Source organism: Flavobacterium hydrocarbonoxydans (assembly GCF_009789235.1).
Taxonomy (GTDB): Bacteria; Bacteroidota; Bacteroidia; order Flavobacteriales; family Flavobacteriaceae; genus Flavobacterium; species Flavobacterium hydrocarbonoxydans.
Genome location: NZ_WSTB01000006.1, coordinates 227,306 through 246,602 on the forward strand (window position 1 = coordinate 227,306; position 19,297 = coordinate 246,602).

The 19,297-nt window shown below is 34.9% G+C and carries 16 protein-coding genes; 11 read left to right on the forward strand and 5 right to left on the reverse strand.

The window, feature by feature from the left end; genetic code table 11:
- Positions 1 to 42: 42 nt before the first annotated feature.
- The 9 genes from miaB to GON26_RS12730 all read left to right on the forward strand — a co-directional run bounded on the left by miaB (position 43) and on the right by GON26_RS12730 (position 9,604).
- On the forward strand, positions 43 to 1,488 hold the full coding sequence (gene miaB / locus GON26_RS12690) for a tRNA (N6-isopentenyl adenosine(37)-C2)-methylthiotransferase MiaB (protein ID WP_160375137.1): 1,446 nt from the start codon (positions 43 to 45) through the stop codon (positions 1,486 to 1,488).
- Positions 1,489 to 1,529: 41 nt separating this feature from the next.
- Positions 1,530 to 1,919, forward strand: coding sequence for a GxxExxY protein (locus GON26_RS12695; RefSeq protein WP_160375138.1), 390 nt, complete (start codon positions 1,530 to 1,532; stop codon positions 1,917 to 1,919).
- Positions 1,920 to 2,035: 116 nt separating this feature from the next.
- Positions 2,036 to 3,295: a sigma-54 interaction domain-containing protein gene (locus GON26_RS12700; RefSeq protein WP_160375139.1), complete on the forward strand. Its 1,260-nt coding sequence runs from the start codon at positions 2,036 to 2,038 to the stop codon at positions 3,293 to 3,295.
- Positions 3,296 to 3,481: 186 nt separating this feature from the next.
- On the forward strand, positions 3,482 to 3,985 hold the full coding sequence (locus tag GON26_RS12705) for an LptE family protein (RefSeq protein WP_160375140.1): 504 nt from the start codon (positions 3,482 to 3,484) through the stop codon (positions 3,983 to 3,985).
- Positions 3,986 to 4,021: 36 nt separating this feature from the next.
- A complete protein-coding gene (locus GON26_RS12710; protein WP_160375141.1) occupies positions 4,022 to 5,251 on the forward strand; it encodes a tetratricopeptide repeat protein in 1,230 nt (409 codons plus the stop codon).
- A gap of 3 nt (positions 5,252 to 5,254) precedes the next feature.
- A complete protein-coding gene (gene secG, locus GON26_RS12715) occupies positions 5,255 to 5,596 on the forward strand; it encodes a preprotein translocase subunit SecG (protein WP_160375142.1) in 342 nt (113 codons plus the stop codon).
- 150 nt (positions 5,597 to 5,746) lie between these two features.
- On the forward strand, positions 5,747 to 6,022 hold the full coding sequence (locus GON26_RS12720) for a co-chaperone GroES (protein WP_160375143.1): 276 nt from the start codon (positions 5,747 to 5,749) through the stop codon (positions 6,020 to 6,022).
- A gap of 78 nt (positions 6,023 to 6,100) precedes the next feature.
- The gene (groL, locus tag GON26_RS12725) at positions 6,101 to 7,729 is read left to right on the forward strand and encodes a chaperonin GroEL (protein ID WP_160375144.1); all 1,629 of its coding nucleotides are present in this window, start codon (positions 6,101 to 6,103) and stop codon (positions 7,727 to 7,729) included.
- A 171-nt stretch (positions 7,730 to 7,900) separates the two neighbouring features.
- Positions 7,901 to 9,604 (forward strand): amidohydrolase, encoded by a 1,704-nt coding sequence (locus GON26_RS12730; protein WP_160375145.1) that lies wholly within the window; start codon positions 7,901 to 7,903, stop codon positions 9,602 to 9,604.
- Between the two features lie 68 nt (positions 9,605 to 9,672).
- Here the strand turns inward: GON26_RS12730 and GON26_RS12735 are convergent, their stop codons facing one another.
- The 4 genes from GON26_RS12735 to GON26_RS12750 all read right to left on the reverse strand — a co-directional run bounded on the left by GON26_RS12735 (position 9,673) and on the right by GON26_RS12750 (position 15,564).
- Complete coding sequence (locus GON26_RS12735) at positions 9,673 to 10,218, reverse strand: DUF4494 domain-containing protein (protein WP_160375146.1); 546 nt, start codon at positions 10,216 to 10,218, stop codon at positions 9,673 to 9,675.
- A gap of 1,173 nt (positions 10,219 to 11,391) precedes the next feature.
- The gene (locus tag GON26_RS12740) at positions 11,392 to 12,261 is read right to left on the reverse strand and encodes an SDR family oxidoreductase (protein ID WP_160375147.1); all 870 of its coding nucleotides are present in this window, start codon (positions 12,259 to 12,261) and stop codon (positions 11,392 to 11,394) included.
- A 72-nt stretch (positions 12,262 to 12,333) separates the two neighbouring features.
- A complete protein-coding gene (locus GON26_RS12745) occupies positions 12,334 to 13,155 on the reverse strand; it encodes a DUF4249 domain-containing protein (protein WP_160375148.1) in 822 nt (273 codons plus the stop codon).
- 33 nt (positions 13,156 to 13,188) lie between these two features.
- The gene (locus tag GON26_RS12750; RefSeq protein ID WP_160375149.1) at positions 13,189 to 15,564 is read right to left on the reverse strand and encodes a TonB-dependent receptor; all 2,376 of its coding nucleotides are present in this window, start codon (positions 15,562 to 15,564) and stop codon (positions 13,189 to 13,191) included.
- A gap of 347 nt (positions 15,565 to 15,911) precedes the next feature.
- Between GON26_RS12750 and GON26_RS12755 the strand changes: the two genes are divergently transcribed.
- Complete coding sequence (locus tag GON26_RS12755; RefSeq protein ID WP_160375150.1) at positions 15,912 to 16,958, forward strand: sensor histidine kinase; 1,047 nt, start codon at positions 15,912 to 15,914, stop codon at positions 16,956 to 16,958.
- 1 nt (position 16,959) lies between these two features.
- Positions 16,960 to 17,682, forward strand: coding sequence for a LytR/AlgR family response regulator transcription factor (locus tag GON26_RS12760; RefSeq protein WP_160375151.1), 723 nt, complete (start codon positions 16,960 to 16,962; stop codon positions 17,680 to 17,682).
- 488 nt (positions 17,683 to 18,170) lie between these two features.
- On the opposite strand, the gene GON26_RS12765 is transcribed toward GON26_RS12760, so the two are convergent.
- Positions 18,171 to 19,112: an AraC family transcriptional regulator gene (locus GON26_RS12765; RefSeq protein ID WP_160375152.1), complete on the reverse strand. Its 942-nt coding sequence runs from the start codon at positions 19,110 to 19,112 to the stop codon at positions 18,171 to 18,173.
- Positions 19,113 to 19,297: the final 185 nt, after the last annotated feature.

The following is a 19,297-nucleotide window of genomic DNA, read 5'->3' on the forward strand; positions in this document are numbered from 1 at the left end:
ATTTATACCTTTTGCGTTATCTTTGCACTTTGAAATTACACAATGGAAAAGATTATTGAAGAAAGCAAACAAGGCGAAAGTCTCGTTTTGGAAAATAAACCTGAGAATACTAAAAAACTTTTTATTGAAAGTTACGGCTGTGCGATGAACTTTTCGGACAGTGAAATCGTAGCTTCGATTTTATCTATAAACGGATACAACACTACACAAACCCTTGAAGATGCTGACTTAGTTCTAGTAAATACCTGCTCGATTCGGGACAAGGCTGAACAAACTATTCGTAAACGTCTGGAGAAATATAATGCGGTGAAACGTATTAACCCAAAGATGAAAGTAGGCGTTCTGGGCTGTATGGCCGAGCGTTTGAAAAGTCAGTTTTTGGAAGAAGAAAAAATTGTTGACCTTGTGGTTGGGCCTGATGCTTACAAAGATTTACCGAATTTATTGGCGGAAGTTGAAGAAGGCCGCGACGCCATCAATGTCATTTTATCGAAAGAGGAAACGTACGGAGATATTTCGCCTGTTCGTTTGATGAGTAACGGAATTACAGCTTTGGTTTCGATCACGCGTGGATGCGATAATATGTGTACTTTTTGCGTGGTTCCTTTTACACGTGGGCGTGAACGTAGCCGTGAACCACAAAGTATTATGGGCGAAATTCAGGATTTGTGGGACAAAGGTTTTAAGGAAATTACTCTTTTAGGTCAGAACGTTGACAGTTACCTTTGGTACGGCGGCGGTTTGAAAAAAGATTTCGAAAACGCTTCTGAAATGCAAAAAGCAACTGCTGTTGATTTTGATCAATTGCTTGAAATGGTTGCTGTTGGTTTTCCTAAAATGCGTATTCGTTTTTCGACTTCTAATCCGCAGGATATGCACGAAAGTGTTTTGCATGTTATTGCGAAACATCCTAATATTTGCAAACACATTCACTTACCTGTTCAGTCTGGAAGCAATAGAATTCTAAAAGAAATGAATCGTTTGCACACTCGCGAAGAATACATGACTTTGATTGATAAAATCAGAACGATTATTCCGAATGCGTCGATTTCGCAAGATATGATTGCTGGTTTCCCAACCGAAACCGAACAAGATCACCAGGACACGATGAGTTTGATGGAATATGTAAAATATAATTTTGGTTATATGTATTCGTATTCTGAACGTCCGGGAACTTTGGCCGGAAGAAAAATGGAAGATGATGTTCCAGAAGAAACCAAAGCCAGAAGATTGCAGGAAATTGTCGATTTGCAGCAAAAACACGCCTGGTTCCGCAGTGAAGAATTTGTTGGACAAGTTGTGGAAGTTTTGGTTGAAAAAGTTTCTAAAAAGTCAAAAGAAGAATTCTCAGGAAGAAACTCGCAAAGTATCACGGTTGTTTTTCCAAAGGAAAACTATAAAATTGGGGATTTCGTAAATGTAAAAATTACAAGCTGTACGAGCGGAACTTTGAAAGGGGAAGCTGTTGGTTATTCTGAAATGAATTAAATTTTTAACCGCAAATTTCACAAATTTTCACAAATTAATATATGCCTAACGAAAACGAATATTATTATAAGAAGCATGAAAATTACGAGATTGTAGGTATATGTATGGAAGTACATAGACTATTAGGTCCGGGTTTACTCGAAATTGTTTATAAAGACGCATTAGAAATTGAATTTAAAAATCATAATATTCCTTATCAACGAGAAAAAGAGTTTTCAATTGAATACAAAGGAGTCATTTTGCCTCATAAATTTTATGCTGATTTCATAGTTTATGAGGATATAATTTTAGAGGTAAAATCTGTAAAGGAAATTTGCAATGATCATCTAGCTCAAACATTAAATTATATGAAACTTGCAGATACTCCAGTTGGAATAATTGCAAACTTTCAAAACAAATCATTAGTACATAAACGATTGATAAATTCTTAAAATGAATTTGCGATAATTTGTGTAATTTGTGGTGAAAAAATATCACTGTTTCAACCATCAGTTTCAATGAGAAGCCTGAAACCTGAAACAAATAAAAACTTGAAACAAAATTTTAAATGGAAACAGTTCAAGCAATAAAACAACGATTTGAGATTATTGGGAATGATCCGAAACTCAATCGCGCTATTGAAAAAGCCATTCAGGTTGCTCCTACTGATATTTCGGTAATGGTAACAGGGGAAAGTGGTGTTGGTAAAGAGAATATTCCTAGAATTATACATTCGCTTTCGCATAGAAAACACGGAAAATATATTGCTGTAAACTGCGGAGCCATTCCGGAAGGAACAATCGATAGTGAACTTTTTGGTCACGAAAAAGGCGCTTTTACAGGTGCAACAAGTACGCGTGAAGGATACTTTGAAGTAGCTGATGGCGGAACTATATTCCTTGATGAAGTTGGTGAATTACCTTTGACAACACAGGTTCGTTTGCTACGTGTACTTGAAAATGGCGAATTTATAAAAGTAGGTTCTTCACAAGTACAGAAAACCAATGTGAGAATTGTGGCTGCAACGAATGTCAATTTATTCAATGCTATCGAGAAAGGAAAATTCCGTGAAGATTTGTATTATCGTCTGACTACTGTCGAAATTACATTGCCACCCTTACGCGAAAGAAACGAGGACATTCATTTATTGTTTAGAAAATTCGTAGCCGATTTTGCGCATAAGTATAAAATGCCCCCTTTGAAATTGGATGACAATGCGGTTCAGTTATTACAAAAATTCAGATGGAACGGGAATATTCGTCAGTTGCGAAATGTAGCCGAACAAATTTCTGTTCTGGAAACCAACCGTGATATTTCATTGGCGACTTTACAGTCCTATTTACCTACCGAAGGTTCTAATTTACCTTCTGTAATTAGTGATAAAAAGAAAGACAGCGATTTTAGTACTGAAAGAGATATTTTGTACAAAGTGCTTTTTGATATGAAAAGTGATCTGAATGATTTGAAAAAACTGACTCTGGAATTGATGAAAAACGGGTCTTCGAAAGTGCAGGATATCAATCCAAATTTGATTCAGAAAATATACGGTTCTCAACAAAATGACAGCGAAATAGATTTTGAAGAAGAACCAAGAACTGCTGTGATGACTCCTACTGTTCGCGAAGAAAACTATCAGAACGAAGACGACAATAATTATCTTTTTGCTGAAACCATCGAAGAAGAAGAAATTTTGCGTTTGGAACAAAAAGAAATCGAAATGATCAAAAAATCATTAGAAAAAAACAAAGGAAAACGAAAAGCTGCCGCTGATGAGTTAGGGATTTCTGAAAGAACTTTGTATCGAAAAATCAAACAATTCGATCTTTAAAAAGAAAAAAAACAATATTAAAATCCCAAATTCCAACCTAAAAGCAAAATTTCAAAAAACAAATTCCAAATTTCAAATTTACTATCTTTGACCAACTTTTGAATTTTTATCCCAAACACTGAAATTGGAATTTGGAATTTAGAAGATTGGAATTTCACTAATTATTGGGATTTACTAAAACATTTTATGAAAAAAATATATTCTATACTAGCCATCATTTGTCTTTTCACCTTCAACAGTTGTTCTGTTTACAACTTTACCGGAGCCACACCTATTGATGCCAAAACGTTTCAGGTGAACTTTTTTCAGAACAATGCTGATTTGATTGAACCGGGAATCGACAGAGAATTTACTTTGGCTTTGCAGGATTTGATTATGAATCAAACCAACCTGAACCTGGTAAGTAGTGGCGGTGATTTAGTTTATGAAGGCGAAATTACAGATTACCGAATTACGCCAATGACAGCTACTGCAGATCAGCAAGCTTCACAAAACCGTTTAACGATTCGTATTATGGTTCGTTTTTCGAATAAAAATAAAGAAACAGATGATTTTGAAAAAACATTTGAATTTTACCATGATTATCCAGCTCAGCAACAACTAGTAGGATCCGTTTTAAACGAGGCAATAAAAGATATTTTTGATCGTATTACACAAGACATCTTTAATGATTCGTTAGCCAAATGGTAAAAACAAATTGATCTGATTACTTATTAAACAAAAACAATGAACGTTACCACTTATACATACCTCATAAACCATCCAGACGCCATTACTGAGCAGCATACGGATGCGCTAGGCAATGTATTGAACGAATTTCCATACTTTCAGAGCGCAAGAGCATTACGGCTGAAGGGACTTCATAGCCTCAATAGTTTTAAGTATAATTATGCTTTAAAAGTTACGGCCGCACACACAACAGACCGTGCCGTTTTATTTGATTTTATTACATCTGAGAATTTTACTGCTATTCAAAATGAATACTATGATCAAAAACTAAAACACCTGCTTAATATTACGGTTTTAGATAGTGAAATTGTATCAGCAGAAACAATTAGAAAAACTGAAGACATACGAATTGATCCTCTTGAACAATCTTTACTGACTTCTATTAAAGAAGCTACTACTGTTACTTTTGAAGAGCCAAGCTTTAGAGAACCAATATTTGTAGAAGTTACAAAGATAACCGAAGAACCTGAAGCTACATTAGAAGTTACTCCTGAAATTGCTCCGGAGCCTATCCAAACTATTACTACAACCACAACTGTTGATGAATCTGTAAAGGAAACTACTGAAGAAACTACTCAAACGAGTCAGGAAGTCTTACCAGTTATAGAAGAAATTAATGAAACAATTGAAGAGCCGACTCTAATTGCTGAAGGATCAACTGTAGAAGAAACATCTTTAGAAGAAACATCTTTAGAGGAAATATCTTTAGAGGAAATATCCTCAGAAGAAACAACTTTTATAGCAGAAAAAGAAATAAAAGCAGCTGAAGAGCATTTGGAAATAGGGAAACCATTAGATTTTTCAGCAAACGAAAAACATTCCTTTCAGGAGTGGTTACAACTTGCTAAAACGGAGCCAATTGATCGCTCTGCCGAACCTGCTGAAGAATTAAAACCATCTAAAATTCAAATAGAAGAAGAAGTTCTTGATGAAGAGAAGAAAAAAAAAGCAGAGATAATAGATAAATTCATCGAAACCAACCCTAAAATTTCTCCTATAAAATCGGGATCACCTACTGTAAATGTGCATTTTGACATCAATAAAGAAGAGAATTCTTATTTAATGACAGAGACTTTGGCCAGAGTATATTTGGAACAAAAAAAATATACAAAAGCAATACAAGCATATGAAATATTAATTTTGAAATATCCAGAAAAAATTAGTTTCTTTGCAGACCGTATTTCAGATATAAAGATTTTACAACAAAATAACAATAACAATAATTAAGCAATGAGCACATTTTCAATTTTTTTAGTTTTAATCACAATAGTTTGTTTTCTATTGATCGTAGTAATCATGGTTCAAAACCCTAAAGGAGGAGGATTATCTTCTACTATAAGCGGAACACAAATGTTAGGTGGCGTACAAAAAACAACAGACTTTTTAGATAAAAGTACCTGGACTTTAGCTACTATTTTGATCTCTTTGATTTTGCTTTCAAGCTTAAGCTTTACAGGATCATTAAGTGATACTGACTCTAAAATTATTGAAAAAACTGAAGCTCCTGCTGCTAATACACCAGCTGCTCCAGTACAACAAGCACCTGCTCAGTCAGCTCCTGCAGCTAAATAATTTTTTAGATATAAAATGGAAATGCCAGCCTGTCAAAGCTGGCATTTTTTTTAGGAAAAAATGTCAGTTTTGGCGCTATTTTAGAGGATGGCACAATTTCTGAAAGTTCTATGAACATTAAAAAAAGTATAACTATATAATAATAAAATCATGAGTTTAAACATTAAACCGCTTTCAGACCGCGTACTTATTGAGCCTGTTGCTGCTGAAACCAAAACTGCGTCAGGAATTTTTATTCCGGATACTGCCAAAGAAAAACCTCAAAAAGGAACTGTTGTTGCAGTAGGAAACGGAACAAAAGACCACACTATGACCGTAAAAGTTGGGGATACTGTACTTTATGGTAAATATGCTGGTACCGAATTAAAGCATGAAGGAACAGATTATTTGATTATGCGTGAGGATGATATTCTTGCAATAATCTAAAAAAGTATTAAGATCTGAGTATTAAGAATTAAGTACACAGTAACTTGAAACAAATAAAACTTTAAACAAAAAATTAGAATGGCAAAAGATATAAAATTTGATATTGAAGCACGTGACGGATTAAAACGTGGTGTTGATGCATTAGCAAATGCTGTAAAAGTAACGCTTGGACCAAAAGGTCGTAACGTAATCATCGGGAAATCATTTGGTGGACCAACAGTTACTAAAGATGGTGTTTCGGTTGCAAAAGAAATCGAATTAAAAGACCCATTAGAAAATATGGGTGCGCAAATGGTGAAAGAAGTTGCTTCTAAAACCAATGATTTAGCAGGAGATGGAACTACAACTGCTACAGTTTTAGCTCAGGCAATCGTAAAAGAAGGTTTGAAAAACGTTGCTGCTGGTGCAAATCCAATGGACCTGAAACGTGGTATCGATAAAGCGGTTGAAGCTATCGTTGCTGACCTTGCTAAACAAGCTAAAGTGGTTGGAAGTGATTCTGATAAAATCAAACAAATTGCTTCTATCTCTGCCAATAACGACGAGGTAATTGGTGAGTTAATTGCTACTGCTTTCGCAAAAGTGGGTAAAGAAGGAGTTATTACTGTTGAAGAAGCTAAAGGAACTGACACTTTCGTGGATGTTGTAGAAGGTATGCAGTTTGACAGAGGATATCTTTCTCCTTACTTCGTAACAAACCCAGAGAAAATGGAAGTTGAATTAGACTCTCCATACATCTTATTATACGACAAAAAGGTATCTTCTTTAAAAGAATTACTACCGGTTTTAGAGCCAGTTGCACAATCAGGAAAGCCATTATTGATTATTGCTGAAGATGTTGACGGAGAAGCTCTTTCTACATTAGTAGTAAACAAATTAAGAGGTGCTCTTAAAATTGCCGCTGTAAAAGCGCCAGGTTTTGGAGACAGAAGAAAAGCAATGTTAGAAGATATCGCCATCTTAACTGGTGGAACTGTAATCTCTGAAGAAAGAGGTTATACACTTGAAAATACAACTATCGAAATGTTAGGAACTGCAAAAAGAGTTTCTATCGATAAAGATAACACTACAATTGTAAGTGGTGCTGGTGAAGCTGATATCATCAAAAACAGAGTAAACCAAATTAAAGGTCAGATGGAAACGACAACTTCTGATTATGATAAAGAAAAATTGCAGGAGCGTTTGGCTAAGTTAGCCGGTGGTGTTGCGGTTCTTTATGTTGGTGCAGCTTCTGAAGTAGAAATGAAAGAGAAAAAAGACCGTGTTGACGATGCTTTGCACGCAACTCGCGCTGCTGTAGAAGAAGGAATCGTAGCTGGTGGTGGTGTTGCTTTATTAAGAGCAAAAGCTGCATTAGGAGATCTTAAAGCTGACAACGCTGACGAGGCTACAGGTATTCAAATCGTTTCTCGCGCCGTTGAGTCTCCGTTAAGAACTATTGTTGAAAATGCAGGTCTTGAAGGTTCTGTAGTAGTGGCTAAAGTTTCTGAAGGTTCTGGAGATTTTGGTTACAATGCCAAAACGGATGAATATGTAGATATGTTGGCAGCAGGAATTATTGATCCTAAAAAAGTAACACGTGTAGCATTAGAAAATGCAGCTTCTGTAGCTGGAATGATCTTAACTACTGAGTGTGCCTTAATTGATATTAAAGAAGAAACCGGAGGCGGAATGCCAATGGGTGGCGGTATGCCGGGAATGATGTAATCGTTTCCCTTTGTTAAAACTTAAAGCGCCAAATAGCAAAATTGCTGTTTGGCGTTTTTTTTATTAAAAAAACCACAATTATCTCAACTTAAACTAATTGGGCAATAAAATATTCTTTAACTTTAATAAATATTCCAAAGCTATTTTGATTCATTTATTAAATATCATACGATGAAAAAATTATTTCCTCTAATGCTTTTACTCGCTTTTATAAGTTGTAAAAAAGAAGTTCTCAATCCTGCTGACACTATTTATTTTGGAGGTGATATTCTAACCATGGAAGGCGAAAAACCTATTTATGCAGAAGCGGTAGCGGTAAAAAAAGGTAAAATAATTTTTGTTGGAAAAAAGGCAGAAGCAGAAAAATTTGATGGCAATGAAACCAAGATGATTGATTTGCAGGGCAAAACTTTACTTCCCGGTTTTATTGATGCTCACGGTCATGTTTGGAATGCAGGTTTTCAGGCCGTATCGGCCAATTTATTACCTGCGCCAGACGGAACAGCAAATGATATTCCGACCATTATTTCTTTATTGAATGAATGGAAAACAAAAAACCCAAAAGCAGTTGGAAAATACGGCTGGATAATTGGTTTCGGATATGATGATGCTCAATTAAAAGAAAAATTACCTCCTACTGCTGACGACCTGGATAAAGTATCTTCTACAGTTCCCGTTTTGATTATTCATCAATCAGGACATTTAGCCGTAATGAATCACAAAGCACTGGAATTAGCAGGTTATTCTGCCGCAACAAAAGATCCTGCGGGTGGCGTTATCCGAAGAAAAGAAAACTCTCAGGAACCTAATGGTGTTTTAGAAGAAATGGCGATGTTTATTCCGTTATTCAAAATGATGGGAACGCTTGATACCCTTGCTAATGAGAAAATAGCCGAAGCAGGTATTGCCGCTTATACTAAATTTGGATTTACAACTGCACAAGAAGGCAGAGCCAGCAGTGACGCCTGCAACACCTGGTCGAAATTAGCCAACGAAGGTAAACTTTCGATAGACATAGCTGCTTATCCAGATATCCAGACTCAAATGGAATATCTTAAAGCTCATGGTGTACAAAAAAACTATACCAATCATTTTAGAATTGCTGGTGTAAAACTGTCTCTCGATGGTTCTCCGCAAGGTAAAACTGCATGGCTTACACAACCTTATAAAGTACCTCCTCCCGGAAAACCTAATACTTATTTAGGCTATCCTGCATTTCCTAAAGAAAGTGATGCTATTGCATTAGTAGATTCGGCGTATGCTAATAATTATCAAATTTTAGCACATTGCAATGGTGATGCCGCAGTTGACGAATACCTTACTGCAATAGAACATGCTGAAAAACTTTACGGAAGAAAAGACCGAAGACCTGTTGCCATACATGCGCAAACAGCCCGATTTGATCAATTAGATAAAATGAAAACATTAGGAATTATGCCTTCTTTTTTCGGAATGCATACTTATTATTGGGGCGACTGGCACAGAGATGAAATATTAGGCAAAGAAAGAGCCTATCGCATTTCGCCGGCAGCTACAGCTCTAAAAAAAGGAATGATTTTTACGCAACATCATGATGCTCCGGTTGCATTGCCCAATAGTATTATGATATTATATTCGGTGGTGAACAGAATTAGCAGATCAGGTGATGTAATTGGTCCTGAAGAAAGAATTAGTACTTATGATGCTTTACGCTCGATAACTACCTGGGCTGCATATCAGTATTTTGAAGAAAACTCAAAAGGCTCCATAAAAACAGAAAAATTAGCCGATTTTGTTATTCTGGATAAAAACCCTTTAAAAGTAGCTTCAGAAAAAATTATCGACATACAGGTTTTAGAAACTATAAAAGAAGGAAAATCGATTTATAAAAAATAGCTTTTTTCCATTCTTAATACTATAAAAGTGGGGCATTGACTCCACTTTTATAGTATTAAAATGATAAATTATTCGGTTTCAACTTCTAAAAAATCTTCTACCGTTTCACCTGCTACTGTTAACTCAGGCTTAGAAGCTTTAAGAGCATTGAATCTTTCCAATTGTTCCATTTCTCCTTCTTCTCCGCTAAAATATGGGAAAACATCCATAATTGGAGACTCTGAAATAGCCGGAATAGTATAATCACCCATGGTGTTTTTCATTATCGTAATGGTATTATCATACGCTTCTTTTACATCATTGGCCTGTACTAAAATATACATATTCGATTTGCGTTCTTTCCCGCTTTCTTCGTCATAAGCTAATAATGAAACTTTCGATTTAAACCAGCGATCAGCATTTTCAAAAGGATGAATTTCAGCATAATTGGCTACTTTTATGTTGGTGATTTTGAATTCTTCACTAATATAAGCTGCCATTTCTTCATTAATTCTGCTTTCGGCTTCTGTGTACGATAAGGCATCTACCAGATAAGGTTCTGTAGTTACTTTTTGCGATCCCGTTTCATCTGTTTTTCTATATTTTACTTTGCATTCGTACCAAATTGTGCTCATCTGTATTTTTTTTAGGATGGCAAAGATAAATGTAAAAAGAAAAAAGAAGCGTAAATCACAAAATAGATATTCACAATTTTGAATAAATTTTGCCTTTATTATTTTCTAACCTTTTATGGGTTATTTATGAAATAGATTCTATTTGCAATTTTGAAACTATTCGAAAATTATGAAAACCTGTCCCCCTAGCCCAGTCCCGATAGCTATCGGGAGTAACGGCATCCTTTTGTGGCGGGGTTCGACACAAAAGATAGAGTGGATAGCTGGAATAGCTACTAATTAAAAATGGACAAAAGAAAGATTTTCCTTTGTCCATTTTGTGACACTTACGGTACAAAATCCGAACTAGTTATTAGAAGATGTAAAAACTCTGAAAGCTCTTTGACATTCTAATTCGAAGCTGATTTTACAGATCTTTAGAGTTGCGTTCCAGGAAGAAAAAGCTTCAGAGAAATCTGGAGTTTTTTTATTTAAATGCTGTCTAATGGACCGCAGATGACACGGATTGGCTATGCCAAAACGCGGATTATAACGGATTTTTTATTTTAATTCTCTTATTGGCACAACCTTTTTGATAAGCTACCAATTAACTCGGAGGGCTTATATCCGACGCAGCGAACACAGGTTCAAGTCCTGTTCTCTTACTAAAAGACAAAGCTTCAGAGAAATCTGGAGCTTTTTTTTGTTTTAATCCTCTTTGTCAACTTCTCGTTGCGTGAAACCGGAACGAAATGAAAATAAAAATTATTTTGTTTCATTCGCTGTGACAAAAAAATAATTTAGAAAAAAAATCACAATTGTTGTGACAAAGTAAATTTTAAAAAAAAATCACAGTTATTGTGTCAAAACGAAAATGAAAATAAAATTTACCACACTTTCTGTGGCAAAAAATAAAAAGAAATAAATTTGCCACGCTTTTCGTAGCAAAATAAAAAATTAAATAAAATTTGCTACACTACTGAAATAAAGTTTCAGAGAAATCTGGCGCTTTTCGTTTTAACCTTTTTTGTCAATAACTGATGCGCTCACGAGTGAGATGCATGCGCCAGCTGGGGATAAATCGCTCTTTAAAAAAAATGCTGAACTTTTAAATTTCCAGCATTTTTCAGGGTAACTAAAACAAACTAAATATGAAATCCATATAGGATATTAAAGAGTCAAAATAATTTCTTTTCAACTGTATATCTGTTGTAAAAAATCATTCACCTGTGCAGGCTTTCTACCCAGGAGCTTTTCCATGTGTGAGCTTTCGCTGTCCAATTCTCCAATTCTCGCTGCCTGTGCAAAGCCTGCCAGCATTTTTATCAGCATTCTTGGTGCACCTTTCTTAACAGCTGCATTTATAAATACTTTTGGATCGGGGCTTAAATAAGTAATATTGTGTCCCTTTATTTCAGAAATTTTCTGAGCAATTTCTGTAAAGGAAATACTGCTGCCCGATATCTCATACACCTTATTTTTATGACCCTGCGATCTCAAAATAACCGCTGCGGTTTCTGCCATCTCGCTTCGGAGCGTGAAAGCTATTTTACCCTGGCCTGCCGGCAGAAAAATACCATCTTCTACAACTTTTTTGCCTAGAAATTCAGGAAGCATATCCATATACAAAGCATTTCTTAGGATCGTAAAATTCATACCGCTGTTCATAATAGCCGTTTCTGTTGCCAAATGTGATTTTATAATAAAATAAATAGGCGAATCCCGATGGTCACTTTTATGCAGCTGGCTGGTATAAAGAATATGCTTTACTCCAGCATTTTTAGCCGCCTTGACAACCAGTTTGTGCTGTATAGTACGATTCCTTACGTCACTGCCGGAAACAAACAGAAGTCTGTCTATACCTGAAAATGCCTTCAGTAAAGAATCATAATCATCGTAATCTCCAAAAACAACATGAATACCTAAAGATTGTAATTCTGATGCCTTGGTTTTGTCCCTTATCATTGCATAAATGTTTCTTTTTTCTAATCCATTATTGAGTAAGGCTTTCAGCACCCCTCTTCCATAATGCCCGTTTGCTCCGGTTACCATTATTTTGTCCATTTTTAATCTGAATTTGTAAAAGTTAAAATGCGATAAAAAAAACTGCATTTTATCGCATTTACAAGAACTTGATTACTTAACGGTATAGTTTTTAATATCCATTTCTGCCAGCCTGAAGTAGCCAAAAGCGTAATTTTTGCTATCAGTCTGATTGACAATATTACCGCGGACTGCACTTGGTATTGTAGGGAAAGGGCTGCCATCATTACCAGAAGCTATTATTAGTCTGTACATGTAATTGTAATAGCTTTTCGAAATTCCGTACAGCCTTATGTCTATCTGGTCCCCAGCTTTTAAATCTTCAGAAGAATAGGATTCCTGCATTATATTACCATTAGTGTACTCATCATCTTCAACTTCAAGCTCCGGAAACGGCGTGTACGGCTGGGTAATACTGTTTAGATAAAAATTTACCTGATCTGCATTATCCTGATAGTAGAATGTTATTTCAATTTCATCACCGGTATCACCTCCTTTGTCGTTCTGATCAATATTATCTTCAATTTCAGGAACAGGTGTCAATGTTTCTGATGCGGTATAGGTCTGGCCATTTAAAACAATTTTTAAGGTATAGGTCTGGCCTATAACAGGAAGAAAATTGCTGCAGACATATTGCCCTGTTCCCGGGGTTTCTACAAATTCAAAAACTGTATTTGACGGGTTTGTTACAGTAACTACCGCTCCGGAGACAGTCGGGAATTCAGGGCTGTAATAGCCTGTTGTTGTCGATAAGACAATCTTTTGTTCATTGCCTGTCGTATTTTTTACCCAGTCGATAGAAGCGTCTATAACCAGTCTTGGTGGTGCTGTATTAAGATCGGCAGTAATAACGTCTTCGCATCCTGTTAAAAACAGTCCAGAGGATAGTATGAGAATTTTTTGTAATAGTTTCATTTTATATCTTTTTTAAAAGTCTGTAGTATATTTTTAAAATTTGAAATTGTAGCTTACACTAGGAACAATACCAAAAATGGATGTTCTTCTTGTCTCACTTAATCCGGTATCTTCGTTCTGTCTAAAACTGTATGAGGCTGCATTGCTTCTGCTGTAAAGATTGTAGATACTGAAATTCCATTCGCCCTGCCAGCCTTTTTTCTTATCAGGTTTAGGAGTATAAGTTGCAGATACATCTAAATGGTGGTATGCAGATAAAGAATCGTCATTTCTTGATCCATAACTCGCAACAGTGATACCTTGATATTGGTATTTTCCATTAGGAAATGTTGCGGCTTTTCCGCTCTGGAAAGTAAAAATACTCCCAAATGTCCATTTCGGATTTAAAGTATAAGCTCCCGTAACAGATAAATTATGCAATTTGTCAAAATTTGCCCTGTACCATTCCCCGTTATTTATACCCGGTTCATCTGCATTTCTGCCTGGAGTTCTTTGTTCTGCCTTAGAAATAGTATAGGAAACCCAGCCCGTCAGCTTTCCTGTATTTTTTTTGAACATCAGTTCCAGACCGTACGATCTAGCTTCTCCGTTTAAAAGCACCCTTTCTACGGCGTCGATTCCAAGTAAGTCTGCGCCGTCAATATAGTCTGCTTTGTTTTTTACTTTTTTATAGAAGGTTTCTGCTTCCAGGGAATATTTATCGTCTTTAAAATTGTGAAAGTAACCCAGTGCTACCTGATCTAAAATTTCTGGTTTAAGGTATTGGTCACTTGGTGCCCAAATATCAAGCGGAGTTGCAGAAGCAGTATTGGAAATTAGATGAACATATTGGCTCATTCGATTGTAGCTGACCTTGATCGATTGGTCATTGTTTAACGAATAGGCCATGGCAAGTCTTGGTTCTAAGTTGTCAAAACTCGCTATCTTTTTGTTTTTCTTATAGTTTATTGTTCCTGTTGGTTCAGCCTCTTCATAAATTTGAAACTCCTGATTGAAAACCAGTGGCTGATTATTGGCATAAGTATATACTTCCTGTGCGCCTAATCTTTGAAAGTTACTGTAGCGAAGTCCATAATTCAGGGATAATTTTTCAGAAAGATTTTGCTCTGCACTGATGTATATGGCATTTTCAAAAGCATACTTTTTGGCGAGCTGGTCCGGATTGATGGCCGAAGTTTCTCCATACGGTCTAATTGTACCTGGATTAAAACTGTAGTAAATTGAATTTATACCGTAATTTAAAGTCAGATCATTTGAAAAATAGTGCTTAAAATCATATTTAAAATTGTAATTTTTCACATCTGATTTCCAGTCAAGACCGACGGTTTTCACTTTAATCTGGTAGTCATAATCACTGTAAATGGCTGATGCGTTAGAGAAAATCTTGTCTGAGAATATATGGTTCCATCTAAGATTGAAAAGCTTATTGCCATAAACGTTTATAAAGCTGTTATTAAAATTTAGGTTGTCGTTACCAAAATAACCTGATACAAAAACATTATTTCTATCATTGAACTTGTAATTAAACTTGGCATTCAAATCGTAGAAATAGGCTGAATTTGGTTCATCTGCCAATTTCATAAAGAGATGCGCGTAAGAGCCTCTCCCCGCAACCACAAAGGAACTTTTTTCTTTAACGATAGGGCCTTCAACAAGCAGTCGGCTTGAGACTAACCCTATTCCTCCGTTAACATGATACTCCTTGTTATTTCCTTCCTTTTGATAAATATCCAGGACCGAGGATATACGTCCTCCAAAATTTGCGGGAATCCCACCTTTATAAAGTTTTAAATCTTTGATTACATCGGAGTTAAAAACAGAAAAGAATCCGAATAAATGCGAAGTATTGTAAACAACGGCTTCATCAAGAAGTACCAGATTTCCGTCAACAGAACCTCCTCTGACATTAAATCCTGATGCGCCTTCCTGAGCATTCGTAACTCCGGGAAGCTGTAATATAGATTTCAGGACATCGACTTCGCCCAAAACGGCTGGCATCTTTTTTATCGTGGCAATAGAGAGTTTATTCGTACTCATTTCTGGCTTTCGGATGTTTGCTTTTGTTGTATTGCTTTTAATTACAACTTCGTCCAATGTTTTACTGACTTCTGTCATCCCAAAGTTCATTTTTGTGTTTTCGGTCAGCGTGATAGTTTCTTCGATATTATTAAAACCCATGTAGCTTATGATAACGGTGTAAGTTCCTTTTGGCAGTGTCGTGGTATAAAATCCGTAAGAATTGGTAGTAATGCCTACTTTAGCTTCCGGAATGTAAATGTTTACGCCAATTAATGTTTCGGTATTGGACTCATTGGCTATTATGCCGCTAAGGGTCACTTTTTCCTGCGAATATGTATGGACTACAAAGGCAAAAAAGAGTAATAGAAAGGGGTGGATTCTGCTTTTCATTTATTAAAATTTAGGATTAAATGTTACATTTCCCGGCTAAAGTATATTTTTGTTGCACCCGCATATTTTATATATACAAAATGCGTTACTTTATATATTAAAGCCACTTTTTCATATAGTAAAAAAATTGCACACCAAGATTTCAGCGAAAGAAGCGGGGTTTTTAAAGCAAAAAAAAATCTAATTGAACTATCCTTTTTTTAGGCCTTGCATGTTATTATTTGGGCCCATAGAAAAGGTTTACTATCTTAAAATCTTATTTTGGTATATAAATAATGTGCTTTTGTATAGTAAAAATTTATAATTTTCGCGTATTGCTATATTTGCTGGAAAACTAAAATAGTCCTATGAATAAATGTTTACCCAAAAAAACAATGGATACCAACTGGATGGTTGAGTTTTTCATTTCAGACAAATACCGGTTTTATCGTCATTTGCTGCTGATCACATTCAGTATTATTGTTTTGTACTACAGTCCGCCGGACTATATAGAACCTTTCGAGACCTATAATCGAATAGTCTTTTTTATTCAGATAATTTTATTGGTTTACAGTAATATGTATTTTTTTGTACCTAAATTTTTGTTGAGAAAAAAATACCTTAATTATGGTCTTTCTGTTCTTTCAGGTATGATACTGGCGTATGTCATGCATGAGTGTGCTTCTTGTTATCTTAAATCTTATCTACTGCCTTACGAGGATGACAATATTAACTTTTTTACCTATTCCTTTATGATCATGGTGCTTATTATTGCATCAGCAGCAATTAAATTATTCCAGCAATGGATATCTGATTCCCAGCTAATTCATGATCTGGAACTGGCAAAAGCTGGTGCCGAACTGGAACAGCTCAAGAATCAGATCAATCCGCATTTCCTTTTTAATATGCTCAATAATGCCAATGTTTTAATTGAAGATGACCCTAAAAAAGCTTCGCAGGTTTTGGTGAAGCTTAGCGACCTGCTTCGTTATCAGCTTTATGACAGCTCTAGAGATAAAGTTTTATTAACTTCAGAAATCCATTTTTTAGAAGATTTTTTAAATTTGGAAAAAGTCAGAAGGGATAATTTTAATTTTTTAATATCCAAGGAGGGCGAATTAAGCGGCATCCAGGTTCCGCCCTTATTATTTATTTCATTTGTAGAAAATGCCGTAAAGCATAATAATGACTCAGCGAAATCATCCTACGTAAATTTGTTCTTCGATGTTCGCCGCACGGAGCTTTTTTTCAAATGCATAAACTCAAAACCCGCTGTAAAAGCAATTAATAAATCAGGTGGATTAGGTATGGCCAATATTCAAAGAAGATTGGAACTCCTGTTCCCTTCTACACATGATTTGAAAATAGAAGATAACGCGGAAACCTACTGCGTTACATTAACTTTAAAATTATAAAATGAACTGCATAATAGTAGATGACGAGCCATTGGCAAGAAAAGCAATCCAAAAGCTGGTCTCTCAGACAGAAAATCTAGAAGTTATAGCTTCATTTAACGGAGTAGAAGCCTCAAGGGAATTTCTGGTAAAAAACACTATCGATTTAATATTTCTGGACATTCAAATGCCGGGGGTTAACGGAATTGAATTTGCCAGGACTATTTCTAAAAAAACCTTAGTGGTATTTACTACCGCTTTTCATGAATTTGCTTCTGAAAGTTATGAAGTCGATGCTATTGACTATTTGATCAAACCTGTAAAATTAGAACGCTTCCAAAAAGCAGTCGAAAAAGCACAGACTTATTGCAAATTATTTCATACCGATACTATAGAGAGTAATATAGAAAACATAACCGATGATTATATTTTCGTAAGGGCAGACCGCAGAATGTTTAAAGTGCATTTCAGTGACATTCTTTTTATCGAAGGTTTAAAAGATTATGTGGTTCTTTATTTGGAAAATCAGAAAGTGATTACCCTGATGAATATCAAAACTATTCACGACCTACTTCCAAAAAGTTTCTTTGTAAGAGTCAGCAAATCTTATATAATCAATGTAAAAAAAATAGATTCTGTAGATAACAATACGGTATATATTGGAAAAAATGAAATACCAATTGGTAATATTTACAGGGATTTCTTTTTTAATGAATTTGTAACAAGGAAAATTTTGAACAAATAATAAAAAGCCCTTTTTTGAGCTTACAACTGTCGAAATTGATTCACTTAATAAAATCGATTCATTTTGAAACTATAACAAAATTATGAAAACTAAAGCCCTAGCCCAGTCCCGATTGCTATCGGGAGTAACGGCATCCTTTTGTGGCGGGGTTCGACACAAAAGATAGAGTGGATAACTGGAATAGCTACTAATTAAAAATGGACAAAAGAAAGATTTTCCTTTGTCCATTTTGTGTCTGACGGTACAGAATCCGAACCATCTATTAGAGGATTTAAGTATTTTAAATAAATTTTAATTTAATGTTTATTATTATATTTCAGTAAGACCTTGTTTTGCATACTTTTTATGATTTTTTTTAGAAATAATTTATTCTAAAATTAAATTGCAAACCATTACCACCTGTAAAAGAAAATGAGATTATAAATGACAATTTCATAAATTTGAATTTAGAAGTTTTTAACCCTATTGGAATTTACATTTTTAAATTTTCACAGCAATTTTATTGGTATATAGATATCAATAATGTGAAAATTTTCAGGATGCAATTTAGGATCATTTAAATGACTTAAAAAGAAATTTCTATTATCTGGCTGATAACCATTTTCTTCAAACCAAACTTCGTAAATATACTTCCAAGTTTTAAAGCATTCAGACATTGGTGCTTCTTTATGGAAAACAGCATATAATCCACCGCTTATTATTGTATTGCCAATTATCCCTTCTCCTATTATATTTTCAGGGACAGACAAACAAACATCTGCCTGAAGCATTCCAGATAAATTAGCATTACTTCTATAAACAGTTAATGCTTTGGTTTCAGGAAAATTTACTAAATTTCTCGGAGAAGCCCAGTTAAAAAGCTGTTCAAACATTTTACCAAATATTTCACTATCATGATGGTGGATATTGAGATTTCTGATATATATAACATTAAATTCCTCCATTTTTTTAACTTCAAAATCAACTTTTACAATTTCACTCATTTCATTTTTTTTTAAATTATTTAATTTGAGTGCAAGGTAGTCTTCGATTTTTGAATGCTTTTTTCCAATATTGCTATCAGTTATACCAATATTGCTATTTTTATGTTGCTTTCGCCATTCACTTGGTGTCATCTGTTTTACCTCACGAAAAGTTCTCGAAAAAGACGATATATTTAAAAAACCGCAATCAGCAGCAATTTCACTAATCGTTTTCGATGGATTATTCATTAAGAAAAACAAAGCCCTCTCTATTTTTGCGTTTTTTATAAATTCGTTAATCGTCGTTCCGGTAACAGATTTAAAAATTCTATGGAAATGAAATTTTGAAAAATTAGAAAGACCAGCTAATTTTTCTAAAGAAAGTTCTTCATGAAGATTTCCTTTAATATAATCTATACTTTTATTGATTCTAAAGTAATACTCTTTAATAGACTCTTCTTTTGTCATACTTGCTAATGAATAGTGTCTTTTTAACTAATATTTTAAATACGCAATCGAATATTGAAGGCAAAGTTACAAATGTATTAGATAAATCTTTGTTTTTAAAATCCCCTTTTAAAGAACCATGATGCGATTCGAACCAAATTCGCTTGTAAACAGTGACTTTATAAAAAGTAAAAAAGATATTGATA

Bases quoted from the DNA above. Each gene is read 5' to 3' on its own strand.
- GON26_RS12765 (WP_160375152.1), bottom strand. From the start codon at position 19,112: ATGACAAAAGAAGAGTCTATTAAAGAGTATTACTTTAGAATCAATAAA.
- GON26_RS12735 (WP_160375146.1), bottom strand. From the start codon at position 10,218: ATGAGCACAATTTGGTACGAATGCAAAGTAAAATATAGAAAAACAGAT.
- GON26_RS12755 (WP_160375150.1), top strand. From the start codon at position 15,912: ATGAATAAATGTTTACCCAAAAAAACAATGGATACCAACTGGATGGTT.
- GON26_RS12695 (WP_160375138.1), top strand. From the start codon at position 1,530: ATGCCTAACGAAAACGAATATTATTATAAGAAGCATGAAAATTACGAG.
- GON26_RS12730 (WP_160375145.1), top strand. From the start codon at position 7,901: ATGAAAAAATTATTTCCTCTAATGCTTTTACTCGCTTTTATAAGTTGT.
- GON26_RS12760 (WP_160375151.1), top strand. From the start codon at position 16,960: ATGAACTGCATAATAGTAGATGACGAGCCATTGGCAAGAAAAGCAATC.
- miaB (WP_160375137.1), top strand. From the start codon at position 43: ATGGAAAAGATTATTGAAGAAAGCAAACAAGGCGAAAGTCTCGTTTTG.
- secG (WP_160375142.1), top strand. From the start codon at position 5,255: ATGAGCACATTTTCAATTTTTTTAGTTTTAATCACAATAGTTTGTTTT.
- GON26_RS12705 (WP_160375140.1), top strand. From the start codon at position 3,482: ATGAAAAAAATATATTCTATACTAGCCATCATTTGTCTTTTCACCTTC.
- GON26_RS12740 (WP_160375147.1), bottom strand. From the start codon at position 12,261: ATGGACAAAATAATGGTAACCGGAGCAAACGGGCATTATGGAAGAGGG.
- GON26_RS12720 (WP_160375143.1), top strand. From the start codon at position 5,747: ATGAGTTTAAACATTAAACCGCTTTCAGACCGCGTACTTATTGAGCCT.
- GON26_RS12750 (WP_160375149.1), bottom strand. From the start codon at position 15,564: ATGAAAAGCAGAATCCACCCCTTTCTATTACTCTTTTTTGCCTTTGTA.
- GON26_RS12700 (WP_160375139.1), top strand. From the start codon at position 2,036: ATGGAAACAGTTCAAGCAATAAAACAACGATTTGAGATTATTGGGAAT.
- GON26_RS12745 (WP_160375148.1), bottom strand. From the start codon at position 13,155: ATGAAACTATTACAAAAAATTCTCATACTATCCTCTGGACTGTTTTTA.
- GON26_RS12710 (WP_160375141.1), top strand. From the start codon at position 4,022: ATGAACGTTACCACTTATACATACCTCATAAACCATCCAGACGCCATT.
- groL (WP_160375144.1), top strand. From the start codon at position 6,101: ATGGCAAAAGATATAAAATTTGATATTGAAGCACGTGACGGATTAAAA.